This window comes from Streptomyces liliifuscus (assembly GCF_016598615.1).
GTDB classification, from domain to species: domain Bacteria; phylum Actinomycetota; class Actinomycetes; order Streptomycetales; family Streptomycetaceae; genus Streptomyces; species Streptomyces liliifuscus.
In genome coordinates this window covers 4,734,064-4,752,766 of record NZ_CP066831.1, presented here as the reverse complement: position 1 = coordinate 4,752,766, position 18,703 = coordinate 4,734,064, and the positions used below count along the sequence as shown (strand labels likewise).

General features: G+C 72.6%; 10 protein-coding genes. 8 read left to right on the top strand and 2 right to left on the bottom strand.

Annotation, left to right across the window (positions count from 1 at the left end; all coding sequences use genetic code 11):
* Positions 1–186 precede the first annotated feature (186 nt).
* The 5 genes from JEQ17_RS50500 to JEQ17_RS19985 all read left to right on the top strand — a co-directional run bounded on the left by JEQ17_RS50500 (position 187) and on the right by JEQ17_RS19985 (position 11,498).
* Positions 187–4,116 (top strand): CHAT domain-containing protein, encoded by a 3,930-nt coding sequence (locus tag JEQ17_RS50500; protein WP_200396514.1) that lies wholly within the window; start codon positions 187–189, stop codon positions 4,114–4,116.
* A gap of 1 nt (position 4,117) precedes the next feature.
* Positions 4,118–5,989, top strand: a complete 1,872-nt coding sequence (locus JEQ17_RS20000; RefSeq protein ID WP_200396513.1) for a caspase family protein — start codon at positions 4,118–4,120, stop codon at positions 5,987–5,989.
* A gap of 362 nt (positions 5,990–6,351) precedes the next feature.
* Complete coding sequence (locus JEQ17_RS19995; RefSeq protein WP_200396512.1) at positions 6,352–7,080, top strand: Crp/Fnr family transcriptional regulator; 729 nt, start codon at positions 6,352–6,354, stop codon at positions 7,078–7,080.
* A gap of 52 nt (positions 7,081–7,132) precedes the next feature.
* Positions 7,133–8,506 carry a hypothetical protein gene (locus JEQ17_RS19990; RefSeq protein WP_200396511.1) on the top strand — a complete coding sequence of 458 codons (1,374 nt, stop codon included), beginning with the start codon at positions 7,133–7,135 and terminating at the stop codon, positions 8,504–8,506.
* Positions 8,507–8,624: 118 nt separating this feature from the next.
* On the top strand, positions 8,625–11,498 hold the full coding sequence (locus JEQ17_RS19985) for a CHAT domain-containing protein (RefSeq protein ID WP_200396510.1): 2,874 nt from the start codon (positions 8,625–8,627) through the stop codon (positions 11,496–11,498).
* Positions 11,499–11,529: 31 nt separating this feature from the next.
* Here JEQ17_RS19985 and JEQ17_RS19980 read toward each other — a convergent pair whose 3' ends face one another.
* Entirely contained in the window at positions 11,530–12,687 is a 1,158-nt protein-coding gene (locus JEQ17_RS19980) for a sensor histidine kinase (protein ID WP_200396509.1), read from the bottom strand.
* Between the two features lie 311 nt (positions 12,688–12,998).
* Between JEQ17_RS19980 and JEQ17_RS19975 the strand changes: the two genes are divergently transcribed.
* Together JEQ17_RS19975 and JEQ17_RS19970 are read left to right on the top strand one after the other, a co-directional pair.
* Complete coding sequence (locus JEQ17_RS19975) at positions 12,999–15,242, top strand: MMPL family transporter (RefSeq protein WP_200396508.1); 2,244 nt, start codon at positions 12,999–13,001, stop codon at positions 15,240–15,242.
* 118 nt (positions 15,243–15,360) lie between these two features.
* Positions 15,361–16,740: a sensor histidine kinase gene (locus tag JEQ17_RS19970; RefSeq protein ID WP_200396507.1), complete on the top strand. Its 1,380-nt coding sequence runs from the start codon at positions 15,361–15,363 to the stop codon at positions 16,738–16,740.
* On the opposite strand, the gene JEQ17_RS19965 is transcribed toward JEQ17_RS19970, so the two are convergent.
* A complete protein-coding gene (locus JEQ17_RS19965) occupies positions 16,717–17,478 on the bottom strand; it encodes an IclR family transcriptional regulator (RefSeq protein ID WP_234048747.1) in 762 nt (253 codons plus the stop codon). The two genes, JEQ17_RS19970 and JEQ17_RS19965, sit on opposite strands and share 24 nt — an antisense overlap.
* A gap of 226 nt (positions 17,479–17,704) precedes the next feature.
* Between JEQ17_RS19965 and JEQ17_RS19960 the strand changes: the two genes are divergently transcribed.
* Positions 17,705–18,667, top strand: a complete 963-nt coding sequence (locus tag JEQ17_RS19960; protein ID WP_200396505.1) for a 5-dehydro-4-deoxyglucarate dehydratase — start codon at positions 17,705–17,707, stop codon at positions 18,665–18,667.
* Positions 18,668–18,703 lie beyond the last annotated feature (36 nt).

Sequence of the window (18,703 nt, the reverse complement as noted above, 5' to 3'; positions counted from 1 at the left end):
CATCTACCTTGTTTCTCTGCCCGCTTGCTAAGAATTGTTCGTAATCGATCGGATGGTGGATCGGAAATTTACTGTTCTTGACGTTGGTGAAACAGGCATGGTGCATTCCTGTTGATCGCCGTTACCGTCGGGGTCCGGGGATGCGGCGGCGGGGAAATGGGGAGGGGAAATGGGGGAGGGGAAAGCGTGGCCAAGATCATGAAGGGCGGGGTCGAAGGGAGTATGGGGGACGGATTCCGTGTCGCTCGGCTGGCCGCGCTGCTGCTCACCGAGCAGCGAGGTGTCGATCCCGCCGAGACGTGGACCGAGCACGGGGGCAACGGCCGCGTGGCCGGCTCGCCGGGCCCATCCGACAGCGACCACCGAGAGCCCTTCGACACCTGGCTCGCGGCGGCGGCCGCGCTCGCCGCCGGGGAACCGAAGAGGGCCCTGGCGTTCCTGGACGGGCTGTCACCCGCTGCCGTCGTCGGCGGCGGCGTCGTCGGCTCCTCGGCCTCCCACGACCACCCGCCACCGTCACCGTCACCGTCCCAGGCACTCACCCGTGCGATGCGGGCAGCCGGGCTCGCCATGGACGCCAACTGGCAGCCCGGAGCGTGCCTCGTACCGTTACGGGCCGAAACCGGAACCGGAACCCCGGGGTCCGGGGGGCCTGTCTTCGTCGCCGACGAGCGGCTGCGGCTGTGCGCGCACCTCGCCGGCCGGTTCATTCCCGTTCTCCTCTCCGCGCGCATGACACTGGGACACGCGATGACCGCCCAGGCCGCGCGTGAGCGCGCATCCCGCTACGGAGCGCGGACCGAGGGCGCGGAATGGGACGTCTCGGAGGGCATCGACGAACCGCTGAGGTGGTACGACGGCCTGTACGAGCCGATTGCCGAGGCCGGCCACGAAGAGGCCGTGGCCTGTCATCTCCTGCTCGCCGCGGATCTGCGTGTCCGGGCAGGCGATCGGCAGGCGGCCGTCCCGCTGCTGCACGCGGCACTCCGGCACGCCTCCGGGCGCCCCGCCCCGACCGGTCTGGCCGAACTCCTCAGGGGCGACTGGGAACTTGGCCCTCCTGGTACGGCGGAACAATGCGCCCTCGGCCTGCCACACGTCCCGCCGACCCCTCCGCAGTTGACCCGGGCCGCCGAACGGTACGAACTTGCGGAAGCCGCCTACCGCGTGGCGGGCTCGCAGCGCGGACGAGCCGCGGCGCTGCTGCGTCTCGCGCACATCCACCGACTCCGCGGCGAGGCGGAGCCATGCCGCGCGACCGTGTCGGCGGCGCTCGCAGCGGCAGTGGCGGCCGGTGACGGGGCCTGCGCGGCGCTGCTCCGGATCCATCAGGTTCTGGACCTGATCGCAGCCGATACCGAGCCCGACACCGAATCCGCGACCGACAGCGAATCCGGGACGGAGTCCAGCACCGAATCCGCGACCGACACCGAATCCGGGACCGAGTCCAGCACCGAATCCGCGACCGACACCGAATCCAGCACCGAATCCGGGACCGAGTCCGACACCGAATCCAGCACCGAGGCCGACACCGCAGCGACCGTCGTCGCCTGGGCCAGAACAGTCGGCAGCACGTCCTGGCTGCGCGGACTGGCCCGGCTCGTCCAGGACCGGGCGGAGTCCTGGAGCGCGCAGGGGTACGTCGTGCGCAGCGACCGTGCCGCGTCGCTGGCCCGGCTGTTGACCCCCGACCGGGACGACAACTCCGGGGACACGAAGGCCCCGCCGACGGCGGGCACCTATGTGGCGGCGCGGCACCGGCTGGCAGCCGTCGTCGTCGCCGACCTGGAGCAGCGGGACCACATCGAACGGATCCGGCGCCGCACCGACCTGCGCGAGCCGCCCGAGCTCGCGCACTGCCTCGGTGCCATCCAGAGCGCCCAGATATTCCACGACCAGGCCTCCGCCTCGCGGGATCCCGATCTGATGGCCGCCGCGCGCTCACGCATCGAACGCGCACTCGGCATCGGTGGACTCCTCGTGGCGGCCGGGCCGTTGACGGAGGTCCTCGACGGCCTCCGTTCCGATCTGGCGGCCTGCCCGGCCCAGGAGGCACTGTTCCGGTCCCGTCGGTCCCGTTCGGCGGGGCTGGAGGAGGAGGCGGACCGCCTCGCCGGCGAGGCGCTCGTCAAGGCCGGGCAGATTCCGCACGAGATCTTCCGCGGTGTCGTGCGCTGTTCCGCCCTCGCCGATCTGGGCCGGTGGAAGGAGGCCCGCGCCGAGGCCGGAGCGATCGAGCCACGGCTCTCGGCCGTTCAGGCGGCCGCCCTCTGGACACGGCTGGGCCGGCCCGAGCGTGCGCGCGGGCATGTGCCGCTCGTCGGCGTCGTCGGCCCCGACGAGGACCACTCGTGGGAACTCGCCGCCCTGCAGGCCGACCTGGCACTGGCCGAGGGCGCCTACGGCGACGCCGCCGACCACGCGTCGCGCGGTCTCGCCGCGTACGAGGAACACCGTCTCAGGCTGGCCAGGGACACGCTGCGTGCCTCCTTCGCCGACGACCCGGTGCCGGCCGGGCTCCACCACGCAGCCGTCATCGCCTCGCTGCTGCCCGGTGGCAGGGACGCGGAGGCCGCCGCCTTCACGCAGGCCGAGCGGGGCCGGGCGGGGTTCCTCGGCGCCGTCCGCGCCCTCGACGCCGCGGGAACGGACCGGGAGGACCGTACGGCCGTCAGGAACTGGTTGGCGGCCGAGGTCCGCTGGGCCGCGGAGTTCGAGGAGCACGTGGGCGCCATCCGCCGTGAGGCGGTCGGTTCGCGCGGCGACCGGGCGGCCGCCACCGGAGAGCGGCTGTCCGAGGACGCGCAGCCGAAGGCGACCGAGCGGCGTATGCGCATCGAGGCGGTGGATCAGGCGCTGGGTGCCGCCGAGACGGTGGTGCGGCGGCGGGTTCCGGCCGCGCTCACCGCCGTCGGCGCCGACGTGCTGCCCGACGCGGCGGCCGTGGCCGAGGCGCTGCCCCTGGACACCGTGCTGCTCGCCCACCACCTCTTCGACGACTCGCTGGTCGGCTGGGCCATGACCCGCGACAGGCTGCTGGTCGAGCACGTGACGAGTCCGCCCGACCACGGGAAGCTCGCCCACCACGTGGTGGCGACCGCCCGCCGCTTCCGCGACTGGTGCGCCGCGGCGGTGGGCAGCGGTCCCGCGGAAGCCGACGGGCGCCGGCTCGCCGAGTGGCTGCTGCGGCCCTTCGCGGCGTCGCTCCAGCAGTGCCGGCGGGTGATCGTGGTGCCGCCCGCGACGCTCGCCCTGCTGCCGTTCCACGCGCTGCCCTGGAACGGTGACGTCCTCGGTGCTGCCCACGAGGTGTCGTACCTGCCCGCCGCGGCCGGGCTCACGCGGCGACTCGCGCAGCAGCCGGACCGGCCGTGGACCGAACTCGGGGCCCTCCTGGTGGGCGCCCCCGCGAGCGATCCGCGCCGCGGACTGCCGGAGCTCCCGGGTACCGCCGTCGAGACCGCGGAGATCGCCCGGCTGCTGCCCCGCAGCCGGCTGCTCACCGGTGCCGGGGCGACCCGCGCCGGAGTGTTGGAGGCAGCGCCCGGCCATGACGTGCTGCATCTCGCCGCTCACGGCCTCGTCGACGAACTCGCCCCGAACCGCAGCCGGTTGCCGCTGGCGGGCGACGACTCCCTCGGCCTCGCCGACCTCCTGTCCGTCGCCCGCGGTCCGCAACTTCTCGTGCTCTCCGCCTGCGACACCGGCCGGGGCAGGGCCACCGCGGGCGGCGACGTCCTGGGGCTGACCCGGGCCGCCCTGATCACCGGTGCCCGGCACGCGGTGGTGTCGCTGTGGCCGGTGCACGACAGTGTCGGCTGCCTGGTGATCACCAGGATGTACCGGCACCTCGTCCACGACCCGGCCGCTCGCGTCGGCGCCGCGCTGGCCCTGGCACAACGCGAGGTGCGCGCCCTGTCCGGCACGGAACGGCACGAGGAGTTCCGCCTGCTCGCCCGCCGGGCCGGGATCGACCCCGGCCCGCGTCCCCGGGCCCGCTCATGGGCCGCCGACGAGCACTCCGGCCCGTCCCGCGACAGCGAAACGGCGCGGCGACCGGCCGCGGCCGACCGGCACCCGTATCACTGGGCGCCGTTCATCCATGTGGGGGTGTGAGATGACCTTGAGAGCCCTGGTGATCGGTGCCCAGACCTACGGTCTGACCGGTGTGCACGCCGATGTCGAGCTGATGTGCCGCGTCCTTGAGGACCGCGGCTTCACCCACCTGGACGTCCGTACGGGGGAGCGGGCCCGCTACGAGGACATCAGGGAGGCCCTGGACCGGCTGCGGGGTGACCTCCGCCCGGGTGACGGGGCGGTCGTCTACTACTCGGGGCACGGCGGGCTGTCGGACGGACTGCAGTACCTGGTGCCCGTCGACATGGGCGAGAGCACCGCCACCGACTTCCGCGGCTACCTCGCGGAGGAACTCACCGCTGCCGTGCGCGCGCTCACCGCGGTCACCCCCAACGTCACCTGCGTCCTCGACGCCTGTCACTCGGGCGGAGCGGTACGGGAGGCGGCGTACGAATCGGGCTCGTGGGCGCTGAAGTCCGTACGGCTGCCACGCGTCCCCCCGGACGCGGCGCTCGCCCGCGCGGCACTCCTGGCCGGCCGCGACGACTCGCTGGTGCCGAACGTCGTACGGCTGACGGCGTGCGAGCAGCACGGCTCGGCGTACGAGGCCGAACTCCGTCCCGGGGCGGGCCGGCAGGGGGTGTTCACCGCGGCCCTCGCCGATCTGCTCGACGCCACCGCGGGCCGCCGTGTCCCCTGGTCGGTGCTGGTGGCCCGGGCCCGCGACCGGATCAAGGAGCAGCAGGTGCTCCAGTCGCCCGACGCGGGCGGCCCCTCGGGGCGACTGCCGTTCTCCCTGGAGGAGCCCGCCCAGCCGGAACGGCTTCCCCTGCTGCGGCGGGAGGGCCGGTTCCGCGTCCCGGGCGGGGCCCTGTTCGGGCTCGGTCCCGAGGACGAGGTCAGGATGGTGTTTCCCGACGACACTCCGCGGAGCGAGGGCCGGGAGACGTCCGTACCGGCGACCGTGGAGGAGATGGACGCGGGTGACGCGGTGCTGCGCGTGACGCTCGCAGCGGTTCCCCGGCCGCTGTCGGACGAGTTGTCGAGCGCGGTGGTGCCGGTCGGCTCGTACGCGCTCGCCGTGCGGGTGCGCGACCGGGGGCAGGTGCTGATCGACGCCGCAGGCCCGTTCGCCGACGCTCTGCGCAAGGAACTCGCCCGCTCTCCACGCCTGGTGGAGACACGCGAGGCGAGCGGCAAGGCCTTCGCCGTCGTACGGGTCCGCGACGGCAGGCCCGAGGTACTGGACCGCGCGGGGCAGCCCGTGCGCAGGCCGACCGATCCGGCGTACTCCGATGCCTCCGGGCTGACTGCGCTCCTGGAAGAGCTGGCCAGGGGCGAACGCGTCCGGTGGTTGCGCGACCCCCGGGACCCGAGCCGCCTCGACGCCGGGCTGGACGTCCTGTTCGAGGCCCGGCGCCCCACGGGGAACGGCGACTGGCGCGCGCTCAGGCCCATGGGTGAGCGCTTTTACGACGGTGACGTCTACCGGGCCGCTGTGCACAACCGCTCCGGCACGCCTCTGTACTTCTGGGTGATCGGCGTCGGACTGAGCGGTCGCACGGCACTGGTGACCAACGACCAGCCCAGCGGCTACCGGGTGGAGCCCCACACCGAGCGCGCGACCGCCCCCGTGCGGCTGTACTGGCCTTCGGACGTACCCGAGTCGGGGCCCCGCCCCGAGACGGTGCACCTGATCGTGGGCGACCGTCGGATGGACCTCAGTGGCCTCGCCTCGCGCGAGGCCCGCGACCGGTCCGCGCGGACGACCGACACCGCCCTGGGCGCACTGCTCCAGGAGGTCTGGGACGGAGTGCGGGACCAGCGGCTGGACGTCGGCGAGGAGTTCCACTACCGCGTGTGGACCGTGCACGCCGACGCGCTGCCCCGGCCCCGGGAGGCCGGCGCATGATCCCGTCGGCGGGAGGCCGGCACATGATCCCGTCGGCCGCCGACGGCGCGATGCGGGGGACCTGGAGTCGTCGTCCCGGGCCGGTGCACGCCGTGGTGCGAGCTACGGGGACCCGGCTGTCTGTGACGGGCCGGGCCCCCGTGCTGTCCCCCGAGCAGCCAGAGTGCAGCAAACGCGGCGGCACCCTCCCCGCAGCAGTGCGGAATGTGGGCGGAGACTCCGGCGGCTCCGTCCCGGCCCGCCGGGCGGCCGTCGCCGTGCCCCAACTTGCGCGAAAGGAAAGGGGTGTTGGCCACTCGACGGATACGATGCCGTACGCCGCCAATGCCGGAGAAGGCCTGGTTGCGTGGGGAGGTGCCGTGATGTCGGAGAAGTGCACGGAAGGCCCGGGGGCTGTCGACCGGTGGCCGCACGGCACGTTCCTGGCCGATCTGGCCGGCTCCCCGGACGTCACGAAGACCCTGCTCTCCCTGGGGACACCACGTCCGTACGAAGCGGGCGAACACCTCCTGATCGAAGGCCTGCGGGAGACGTTCGTACTGCTCCTCCTCAACGGCGTCACCAAGGTCACCGCGACCGCCGAGGACGGGGACACCGCGCTGCTGGCGATCCGGCTCGGCGGGGATCTGGTCGGGGAGTTCGCGGCTTTCGACAACCGGCCCAGGTCGGCCACCGTCACCGCCGCAGGCGCCGTGACCGCCCGGCGCATCGGACAGCGGGAGTTCCTGGACTGCCTGGACGGGCATCCGGCCGCGGCGCTGGCCGTCAGCCGGATGCTGGTGCGCAAGAACCGGTGGTCGGTGCGGCGCCGGGGCGACTTCAGCGGCTGTCCGGTGGCGACCCGCGTCGCCCGGGTCCTCGTCGACCTGGTGGAGGACTACGGAGAGCCGCGGCACGGCGGCGTGCTGATCGGGCCACGACTCACCCAGGCGGAACTCGCCGGACTCGTCGGCGCCAGGGAGCGCCGGGTGCACCACGTGCTCGGAGAACTGGCCGCGCGGGGAGTCATACAGGTCGGCTACGGGCGGACGACCGTCCTGTCTCTCGCCGGGCTGCGCACGGCCGCCCGGCTGACGGAGCCCGACGGCTGACCGGAGCCGGTACCGGACGCGCACGGCACGGAAACGAGGGGGAACCGGACGGATGCGGGACAACGACACGGCACACACGGGTGCGGACGACGGCCGCGGTGACGGTGGGGCGGCGCACGGCGACGTGCTCGGCACGCCGGACCTCCTCGCCCTCGACGGAGTGGTTCCCAAGGGCGGAGGACAGCCCGTCCACGACCGGATCGGCGGCGTCTCCCTCGGCCGCCCGCTCGCCTACGCCCTCCGGAACCAGGCCCGCCGGCCCGCGACGGCGGACCCGGACCGCGAGTTCCTCGTCTGCTTCCCGTTCGACCTGGAGGAACTGCCGGACGGACGCCGATACGAACAGGTCACCCTCACCGTCCACCTGGCCGACGGCATGCACGCGCTGAGCCTCGACCCCGCTCCCGGCACCGTTGCCGCCGACGGGACGGAGATCTCCGTGTTCGGACTCGGACGCCAACGGCTCCGCTGGACCTTCAGGGCCCCGGGGCGCGGCGGCGCGCTCCGCCCCGACGGACGGTGGGCCCAGGCTGTGGTGCGGATGCCGGCGTCCTCGGCAGACGTGTCCGGCCGGGTCAGCCTGAGCACGACGACCGTGCAGCCGGTGCTCGGCGGCGCCCTTCGGCGCAGGGCGGCACAGACCCCCTACGACACGCCGTTCCGCGTCAGGGCGGCGGAGGCATGGCCGGCGGTCACCCCGCTCATGCACCAAGGGGCGTTCCCCGGAGCCTGGGCGCTGGCCACGTACGAGGACCGGATGCGGGAGTCCGATGGGCCGGAGCCGGACGACGAGAGGCTGCCTCCGGGGCTTCGGCGGCTGTGCCTCGCGGTCGACATCGAGAAGTACAGCGCCCGCGACAACGCCGACATGGTCCGGTTGCAGCGCGTTCTGCTTCGCACGCTGCGCGCGGCGTGCGAGCGGGTCGGCGTGGTCTGGGAGCGCTGCGGCAGGCAGGCCCAGGGCGACGGCTATCTGCTCGTCCTCGAACCCGACGTCGACGAGACCAGAGTCGTACCCGGGCTCCTGGACGGACTGACGGCAGGCCTGGCGGCGGCCAACGAACGGGCCACGGAGGCGAACTCCGTTGCCGGGCAAGAGAGTTCGCCGGGCGACCTGGGCAGCGTCCGCATGCGGGCCAGCCTGCACCAGGGCATCGTGCACGAGGCGGACAGCGGATACGCGGGCTCCGCCGTGGTCGCCCTCTTCCGCGTACTCGACTCCGACCCCGTACGCCGCGTCCTCGCCGAATCCCCCGGCACCGACCTTGTGGCCGCCTTCTCGGACACGCTCTACCAGGATCTCGTCGACACCGGCTACGAGGGACTGTCGGCCGTCGGCTTCGAGAAGGTGGAGATCGAGATCGCGGCCAAGAACTTCACCGCAGTCGCGTGGGTCCGTGCGATGCGCTCCGCGGGCGAAGGCTGACCGGTTTCCCGCACTCGCCCTCGTTGCCCCCTTCCCCTTCCGCTTTCTCTTTCTCCTTCCTCCTTTCTCCCTTCGGTTTCGTTCATGTGTTCTGGTCTCTATCGGCAAAGGAGCCGACATGAGTGACACGGCGTCGGTGGACGCGCTGGCCACGGTCATCGCACGCACCACTCGGGCCATCGAGTCGGTCGGCGCGGACGACCGCGCGCCATGGCTCTTCGCGCGCTGCTGGATGCGGGCCAGCCGCTATGAGGAGATCGGCAGGGACCCCGCGGACATCGACAGCGCCCTCGCGGACTTCGGCACCCTGCCGGCGGATCTGCCCGGCCGGGCCAAACTGGCGTCCGTGCTGGCGACCGCTCTCCTCAGGTCGGGAGGGCTCATGGGATCCGTACGGATGCCCCGCGCGATGACTCTCGCGGACATCGCCGACACGGACCCGTCCCCGCTGCCGGACTGGCCCACGACATCCGCCGCGCTGCGGGCGGCGGACCTGCTGGTGGCCTGGCAGGAGAACCGGCCGGGGTTCAGCCCGCGCGCCGCGCTGCAGGAACTGGAGCGGTACGCGCGGATCGTCGGCGACACCCAGCCCCACGCCACCCTGGTCGACACGGCGCGGATGGGACTGCAGCACCTGGTCACCCAGGACGACGCCAATGTGGCCGGAGCCCAACGACTGGCCAAGGACGTCCGCGCGTTCGCCGACGGCCTGGGCCCACAGTCGCCGCTGCTCGACCGCGGCACGGTGATGGCACTGCTGCAGGAGGCGAACGCCAAGGCCATGCGTGGCGACCCCGAGGGCGCCATGGAGAAGCTGGAGGAACTCCGCGAGGCCTCGCTCCGGCTGCCCGTGGGCGATCCGCTGCGGGCGGCGGTGGACGAGGCGTGGAACCAGCTCGTCCCGTTTCTGGAGATGCTTCAGACCGGCAGTACGGCAGGCGGCGGGAACCCCCGTCGCGGGCAGTACGTGAATCCGGCCAGTGGCGATCACCTGCGCATGTTCGAGGAGATGGCCGACCAGCAAGGAATCCCGGACAACGAACGTGCCCTTCGGCTGTCCCAGCTCGGCACCGCCGAACTCGCCACGGACACACCGGAGTCGGTGGACAGCGCCGTTCAACACCTCACCCAGGCTCTGTCCGTCGCCACCGAACACGACCCGCGACGGACGTACTACCTGATGTTCGCCGGGGTCGCGCATCTGCGCCGGGTCGAGATGTCGGGTGGCAGGCGCGACCTCAGGACCGGCACGGAACTGCTCGAACAGGCCTGGCGGCGGGCCGAGTCCAGCACCCATGCGCTGTGGACCATGACCGCCATGCCGCTGGCCCACGCCTACCGGCTCGCCGGCCGCAACGAGCTGGGCCGGTCGACGGCCCTGAGCGGACTGCGCGGCCACGCGTGGAGCGTGCTGCTCCAGTCGACGCCCGACGAGATGCAGGCCACCGCACGCGACGCGGCCGGCGACGCCCTGGACACGGCGCGACTGTGTCTGATGGACCATGACCCGGAAGGCGCCGCCACCGCCCTGGACGCGGGCCGCGGACTGATCCTCTACGCCACGACCGAGACCCGTGGCATCGAGGCACGGCTCACCGCCGGGGGCAATCCGGCACTGGCCCGGGAATGGGCCCAGGCGCAGCGGAGCCACACGCCGGACGACGTGCCGGGCGAGCTGCGGCGCCGGGTCATCGGCGCGCTGGCGGGCGTCGAGCTGACGGCCGACGGCTCGCCGACGGCCAGTCCGGCCGCGGGCACGACACGGCTGCTCGACCCGCCGGAGCCCCACGAGACGAGGGCGGCCCTGCGCGCGCTCGGCGCGGACGCGCTGGTCTACCTGGTGCCGGGCGACGAGCTCAACGGCGCCGCGGTGGTGATCCCGGCCGACGCACCCCCGAGCCGGCTCCTGCTGCCGAAGCTGAACGACACCGGGATGGCGGCGTTCGAGGCCTTCGTCTCCGACGCGGCCCAGGGCATGACGGACAGGGACGCGCGCACCCGGGACAGCGCCCTGGTGACCGCACAGGGCAAGGCCCCGCAGGCGCTCGAGGAGATCTGCGAGTGGGCGTGGGAGGCCGCGATCGGGCCGCTCGTCGAGCGCCACCTGAACCTGCCCGCGGACCGCCCGGCGCGGCTGGTGCTGATTCCCGTACGGGAACTGGCCCGGGTGCCGTGGCACGCGGCGCGCACCCGGTCGGCGGACGGGACATGGCGGTACGCGATGGAGCGCGTCGTCTTCTCCTACACGCCGTCCGCCCGGCTGCTGTGCGAGTCGGCCTGGCGCGACCCGGTGCCCCTCACCGAGCAGGGGCTGGTGATCGGCGACCCCGATCCCGCCGGGAAGGCGGCGGACCTGCCCGCCGCTCGCCTCGAAGCGCTGGCGATCAAGGACTGCTTCTATCCGGACGCGCGATACGTCGGCAGGCTGCCCGACGGAGAGCCGAGCCCGGAAGGAGCGGGCACCCGCGACGAGGTGCTGCGCTGGCTCGCGGATCCCGACGGCGGCACCATGATGCATCTGGCCTGCCACGGAATCGTCCAGCAGAGCACTTCGGCGAGGGACAGTTCCTATCTGCTGCTCGACCGTGGTGAACACCTCGCGGCCGAGTTGCTGGTCCGGACCCTGGGCGCCGACCCGGACCGCGGCATCGCGCTCGCCGTCCTGGCCGCGTGCAGCAGCGGCCGGTCCGGGCGGGGTTACGACGAGGCGTTCAGCCTGAGCACCACGCTGCTGGCCGGCCGGGTCCGGTCGGTGGTGAGCGCGACCTGGAGCGTGCCGGACGAGGCGACCTCGGTGCTGATGTTCATGTTCCACCACTTCCTCAAGGAGGAGGGCCTGGCACCGGCGGACGCCCTGCGCACGGCACAGTTGTGCATGGTCGGCCGCCGGAAACCGCCTGAGGCCATGCCCGGCAGGATGCGCGCCCAGCTCCGCGGCCACGACCGGTCGGCCGTCGCGTCCTGGGCGGCCTTCGTGCACACCGGGCGGTGAGCGTCGCCGCCCCGGATCCCGTGCACCCCGCTCACCACCCGCACGGCAGACCCGCCTCGATCACCGTCGGGCCTCCCGTGGGGCTTGTCAGGCGTACGGTGCCGTCGAGGGCGGCGATGCGGCGGCGCATTCCGAGGAGGCCCGAGCCGGTTGTCTCGTCGGCGCCGCCGTGGCCCTCGTCGGAGACGGTCACGGTCAACCCCGTTGCCACGCGGGCGAGTCGGACCGAGGCGCGGTTGGAACCGCTGTGTTTCGCGGCGTTGGCCAGGGCTTCGGCCACGGTGAAGTAGGCGGCTGCCTCGACGCCCGCCGGGGCCCTGGGGCTGCTCTCCAGGTCACCCGTGTCGACGGTGACGTCGAGGCCGCTGCTCGCGGCGAGGGCCCGTACGGCGCCCGCCAGCCCGCGGTCGGTGAGGATCGGCGGGTGGATCCCGCGGACGACGTGGCGGAGTTCCGTCAGCGCCTCCTCCGCCTGGTCCTGGGCGTCGTCCAGGAGCTTGCGGGCCGCCGCGGGGTCGCGTTCGTACGCGCGTTTCGCGAGGCCCAGGCGCATGGAGAGGGAGACCAGACGGGCCTGGGTGCCGTCCTGCAAGTCCTGTTCGATGCGGCGCAGTTCGGCCTCGTGGGCGGCGACCACTCCCGCCCTCGTCGCGGTCAGTTCCTCGACCCGCTCGCTGAGACGTGCCCTGGGGGAGGGCCTGAGCAGGGCGGTGGACCAGCTCGCTTCCAGGTCCGCGAGTCGGATGATCAGGGGGAGGACGAGCGGTTCGCGGTTCAGGAGTCCGCAGCGCACTCCGTCCACCAGCAGCGCCGCCGGCCACAGCGGGAGCACCAGGATCGGCAGCACGCTGCCGTAGCCGTACTCGGCGAACATCCAGCGCAGGTCCATGAGCGTGCCGGGGTCGTGGACCGCGGTACGCAGACGGGCGCGGAGCGGGCCGTCGTCCAGGGGGAGGTAGGCCTCCGGGATCCGCTCGCCCGTCCACCGCGTCACCTGGCGGCGCTTGGCCCCGGCGATCCGGCGCACCAGCGTCACCGTCTCGGGGAGCAGCCCCGCGCCCACCACCGCGAGGGTGGCCGTGGCCGTGATCAGCAGGACCGTGAGGAAGAGCATCGTGCCGAAGGTCAGGACCGCGGCCCCGGCCAGCTGGACCGTTGCCCCGGCCGCCTGCCGCGTCGTCTTCCTCATGCCGTTCAGGCTAGGAGCCGCGGGGTGCCCAGCGCGGGAGAGCGGGGCCCCGTCCTGATGGTGTAGCCCGCTACACCACGGTTCGGGAGCGCGCTCTCTCGTGGCGCCGGGCCACCGCCGGGATCGTTGATCTCGGAAGTCGACGGCTCCCCCGGAGGGCCGACGGTCCCCCGGAGGGAGCCGGGCCACGGGGCAACCCCGGCCCACTGCCTCAACGACCCACTGCCTGACGCACTACCTGGCCCATCGCCCGAAGCACAGCCATGCCTCGCCCCACACCTCCCGACGTACGCGACCCCTGGAGACCCCCCGTGGCTACTTTCCTCTACCGACTCGGCCGGCTGGCCTTCCGAAGGCGCTGGTACGTCACCTTGCTGTGGGTGGCGGTGCTCGCCGCCGTCGGGTTCGGTGCCGCCAAGGCGCCCGCCGTCCCCGACGCGACGAACAGCATGCCGGGCATCGAGTCCCAGAAGGCGTTCGACCTGATGGAGCAGCGCTTCCCCGGGACCGATGCCGACGGCGCGACCGCCCGTATCGTGTTCGTCGCGCCCGACGGGCAGAAGATCACCGCCGCCGACCACCGCAAGGCCGTCGACACCCTGGTCGAGCGCGCCGCCGACGGACCGCAGGTCGCGAGCGCCGTCAACCCCTTCCAGGCGAAGGCGGTCAGCAAGGACGCGACGACCGCGTACGCCACCGTCACCTACAAGGCCGACGCGGACGACCTGACCGACGCCGCCAAGCACCGGCTGGAGAGCGCGGTCGAGCAGGCCCGGGACACGGGCCTCACGGTCGAGGTCGGCGGAACCGCCCTGGAGACCCAGCCCTCGGCCGGCGGCTCGGCTGAGGCGATCGGTATCGCCATCGCCGCCTTCGTACTGCTGATCACCTTCGGGTCGCTCGCCGCCGCCGGTCTTCCGCTGCTCACCGCGGTCCTCGGCGTCGGCGTCAGCATGGCGTCGATCATGGCGCTGGCCAGTGCGTTCGGTCTGTCGTCCACGACCGGCACCCTCGCCACCATGCTGGGCCTGGCCTGCGGCATCGACTACGCCGTATTCATCGTCTCCCGCTACCGCGAGGAGCGCGCCAAGGGCCACGCCCCGAAGGAGGCGGCAGGGCTCGCCACCGGCACCGCCGGATCCGCCGTCGTCTTCGCCGGGCTCACCGTCGTCATCGCGCTGGCCGGACTCTCGGTGGTCGGCATCCCGATGCTCACCAAGATGGGGCTCGCCGCGGCCGGCGCGGTCGTCGTCGGTGTGCTGATCGCGCTGACGCTGGTCCCGGCCGTGCTCGGGTTCTGGCCCAACGCCGTTCTCTCGCGCAAAGCCCGCAGGAGCGGACGTATCAAGGAGGGCGGCGAGAACAACGGCGGCAGCCGCTGGGCCCGCTTCGTCCTGCGCCGCCCCGTCCCCGTCCTGATCGCCTCCGTCGTCGGACTCGGGGCCCTCGCGATACCCGTCATGGACCTCCAACTGGGCATGCCGGGAGCCGAGGCCAAGCCCACCTCCACCACCGAACGCCGCGCCTACGACGACCTCGCCCAAGGTTTCGGCCCCGGCTTCAACGGGCCCCTCACGGTCGTCGTGGACGCAAGGAACGCCGAGAACCCGAAGACCGCCGTCCGTACGATCGAGGAGAGGATCGGCGCCACCGACGGGATCGTGTCCGTCTCACCGGCCCGGTTCAACTCGGCCGGGGACACCGCCGTGTTCTCCGCGATCCCGTCCACGGCACCCACCAGCGAGCAGACCGTGGACCTGGTCAAGAGCATCAGGTCCGACCGTCCCGCGACCGAGGCCTCCACCGGCGCGGAGTTCGAGGTCACCGGCACCACCGCACTGAACATCGACGTCGCCCAGAAGACCCAGGACGCGCTGATCCCGTACCTGATCCTGGTCGTGGGCCTGGCCGTCCTGCTGCTGATGGTCGTCTTCCGGTCCGTACTCGTCCCGGTCAAGGCGGCCGTCGGCTTCCTCCTCTCCGTGCTCGCGGCCCTCGGTTCCGTCGTCGCGGTCTTCCAGTGGGGCTGGGGCGCCGAGCTCATCGGGGTCGAGACGACCGGCCCGATCATGAGCATGATGCCGATCTTCCTGGTGGGCATCGTCTTCGGACTGGCCATGGACTACGAGGTGTTCCTGGTCGCCCGGATGCGTGAGGCGTACGTCCACGGGGACAGCCCGAGCCAGGCGATCCGGACCGGTTTCCGGTACAGCGCCCGGGTCGTGGTGGCCGCCGCGCTGATCATGATGGCGGTGTTCTCCGGGTTCATCGGCGCCGGCGAATCCATGATCAAGATGATCGGCTTCGGGCTCGCCATCGCCGTCCTCTTCGACGCCTTCGTGGTCCGCATGGCCCTCGTCCCGGCCGTCCTCGCCCTCCTCGGCAAGGCCGCCTGGTGGATGCCCCGTTGGCTGGACCGGATCCTGCCCCGCGTGGACGTGGAGGGCGAGGCCCTCAGCCACCGGACCGCGACACCGCAGGCCCAAAAGGACGAGGGCCACACCGAGGCCCGTACCGAAGAAGACGAGACAAGGCCGGAGTTCACAACCGTCTGACCGTCACCCACCGAGGGCCGCCCGCCACCCAGGGGCGGCCCTCGGCCCGTACGCAACCTCGTACGGGCACCCCCGTACGCATCCGGTACAGAGCCCAGCACCCGACAGGAATCCGCCGATGACCACCAGCCGGCAGCGACCCGTACGCGGACTCGTACACAGCCTCGTACGCAGACCCGTACGCGGACTCGTGAGCAACAGCCCCCGCGTCCTCGACACCTCGATCGCCCTGCTTCTGTTCGCCGTCTCCGTGCCCGGCGCGCTGTACGTCTCCACGGGCGCCGCACCCCCGCTCCCGTGGTGGGCCGTGCTGCTGCTCTCGGGTGTCTCCTGCGCGGCCCTGCCGCTGCACCGCACCCATCCGTACGTCACCGTGGCCGTGACCACCGCCTGTGCCGTGACGGCGGCCGGTCTCGGCCAGTTGCAGACGGTCCTGTCGCTGGGGCCGCTCATGGCGGCGCTCTACTCGTTCGCGCTGCGCACCGACCGCGACGGCGTCCGCAGGTGCTGTGCCATCGGGGTCGCGGCCCTGCTGATGACCACCGAACTGATCGCGGGCCCCGCCGACCGCCCGCTGGACCTCAAGACGGTCGGCCCCGCCGCCTGGGTCCTGCTGCCGACCGCACTCGGCAGCTGGGTCCGACTGCGACGGGCGTACGTGGACGCCGTGCGGGCCCGTGCCGAACACGCCGAGCGCACCCGTGACGAGGAGGCGCGGCGCCGGGTCGCGGAGGAGCGGATGCGCATCGCCCGCGAGCTGCACGACGTCACGGCCCAGCATCTGGCGCTGGCCAACGCCCAGGCCGGTGCCATCACCCACCTCATGCGCACCGACCCCGACCGGGCCCACGGGATCCTCGCCGACTTCGCTGTCTCCACGTCCTCGGCGCTGCGTGAACTCAAGGCGACCGTCGGCCTGTTGAGACAGACGGACGACGACCCGGAAGCGCCGCACGCGGTGCCCGCCGTCGGACTCGCCCGGCTGGCCGCCCTGACCGAGTCGTTCCGGTCCGCCGGACTCGCGGTCACCGTCACCACCGAGGGCGCGCCGCACCGGCTGTCACCGGGAGCGGATCACACGGCGTTCAGGATCGTGCAGGAAGCCCTCACCAACGTCACCAAACACGCGGCGGCGCGCGAGGCACGGGTCCGGCTCGCCCACTCCGACGACCGGCTGACCATCACGGTCACCGACGACGGAGGCGGCGCGACTCCTCCCCGGCCCTCCGGCGACAGTGACACCGGGACCGGGACCGGCGGCTTCGGCCTCCTCGGCATGCGCGAACGGGCCCAGTCCGTCGGCGGCAGCCTCCTCGCCCGCCACCGCCCCGAGGGCGGCTTCGAAGTGGTGGCCGAACTGCCGCTGAGCCAGAAGGACGTGAAGCAAGAGAACGTGAAGCAAGAGAACGTGAGGCAACAGGACCCGGGGGAACCGGGAGATCCAGGAGACCCGGGACAGCAGGACAACGGCGGGTCAACGCCAGTCGGGAGCACCTGACGCGGGCGACAGAGCACTCTCGATCTTCGTCCGGATCTCCCGCATGACCGCGACGACCCCGGCCTCGTGCGCCGCGTCGAGCCGGGCCACCGGCACCGAGCAGCTGATGGCGTCCATGGCCGGTGAGTCGTACCGCAGGGCGAAGCCGAAGCCCGCGATGCCGGTCACCGTCTCCTCGCGGTCGACGGAGTGACCGCGCTCGCGCACCTCGGCCAGGTCGGTGAGCAGGGTCGCGCGGTCGGTGTGGGTGTTCTCCGTGAGGGCGGCCAACGGCCCCTCGGGGAGCGGTAGTTCGTCGTCGGGGCGCTCGGCGAGCAGCGCCTTGCCGAGGGCGCCCGCGTGGGCCGGGATCCGGCGGCCGACCCGGCTGATGGTCCGCAGGTACTCGTGGGACTCGCGGGTCGCGAGGTAGACGACGTTCGGGCCGTCCAGCCGGGCCAGGTGGATCGTCTCGCCGAGCGCGTCCGAGGCCTCGTCGAGAAAGGGGCGGACCGTGCGGACGTGCGGATCGCTGTCGAGGTAGCTCGTGCCGGTGTGCAGCGCGCTGATCCCGATGCCGTACAGGGAGCCGGTGGTGTCGGAGCGCACCCAGCCACGGTCGACGAGGGTCTGCAGCAGCTGGTACATGCTGCTGCGCGGTACGCCCAGCTCCTCGGCGAGTTCGTCCAGACGGGCGGGCCGGTCGCCGCGCGCGGCGAGCAGTTCGAGCAGCGCGACGGTACGGGCCGCGGACTTCACCTCACGGACACCCGAGACCCCGGTACGGACCCGCGCGGGAGTCTCTCCGCTGAGCACCCCTCCGCTCTGCGCCCCTCCGCCCCGGGCCTCTTCACCCCGCACCTCTTCGCTCTCCGGCATGGGGCTCATCGTAAATCCGCGGTGCCGCACCCATTGACCCCGCGCGTTCACCAACTTAGCCTCCATCTTCATACGTAGACGGCATCTGCATATGGAGACAGAGTTCATGACAGGGATCAGCGCGGAGGCCGAAGGCACTGTCCAGCGGCTGCGTGAGGGCATGGCGGGCGGGGTGCTGTCCTTCCCCCTCACGAGCTTCCACAGCGACGGCGGCCTCGACCTCGACTCGTACCGGACGTATCTGACCGGCCAGTTGGCGGCGGCTCAGGCCCCGGGCGCGGTCTTCCCCGCCTGCGGCACCGGTGAGTTCTTCTCGCTGGACGAGGACGAGTACCGCGAGGTCGTGCGGGTCACGGTCGAGGTCGCCGCCGGCCGGCTGCCGGTGGTGGCGGGCATCGGCTACGGCTGGGCGCAGGCCCGCCGGTTCGCCCGGATCGCCGAGGAAGCGGGCGCCGACGCCCTTCTCGTACTCCCGCACTATCTGGTCGCGGCCCCGCAGGACGGACTCGTCGAGCAGCTTCGCCGGATCGCCTCCGGCACCACGCTCCCGCTGATCGCGTACCAGCGGGGGCAGGTCGCCTTCACCGCCGAGGGGCTGCGCCGGATCGCCGGGATCCCGACCGTCATCGGCCTCAAGGACGGGCACAGCGATCTGGACCGGCTCCAGCGCCTCACTCTCGCCGCCCCCGACGGCTTCCTCTTCTTCAACGGCGCCTCCACCGCCGAGATCCAGGCCCGCGCGTACGCCACCGTCGGCGTCCCCGCCTACTCGTCGGCCGTCCACGCCTTCGCGCCCGAGATCGCGAACGCCTTCTTCACGGCCCTGCGCACCGACGACCACACGACAACGACCAAGCTCCTGCGCGACTTCTACGTCCCCCTCGTAGAACTCCGCGACCAAGTCCCCGGCTACGCCGTCTCGCTGATCAAGGCAGCCGCCCGCCTGCGCAACCTCCCGGTGGGCCCGGTCCGAGCCCCCCTGACGGACCCCGGCCCAACAGACCTGGCGGCCCTGGAAAAGATCCTCGACACGGGCTTGGCCCTGGTCGGCGCACAACGCCAACGCTGACCGGCCCCGTTTTTGGGGGCGCGGGGAACTGCGCGA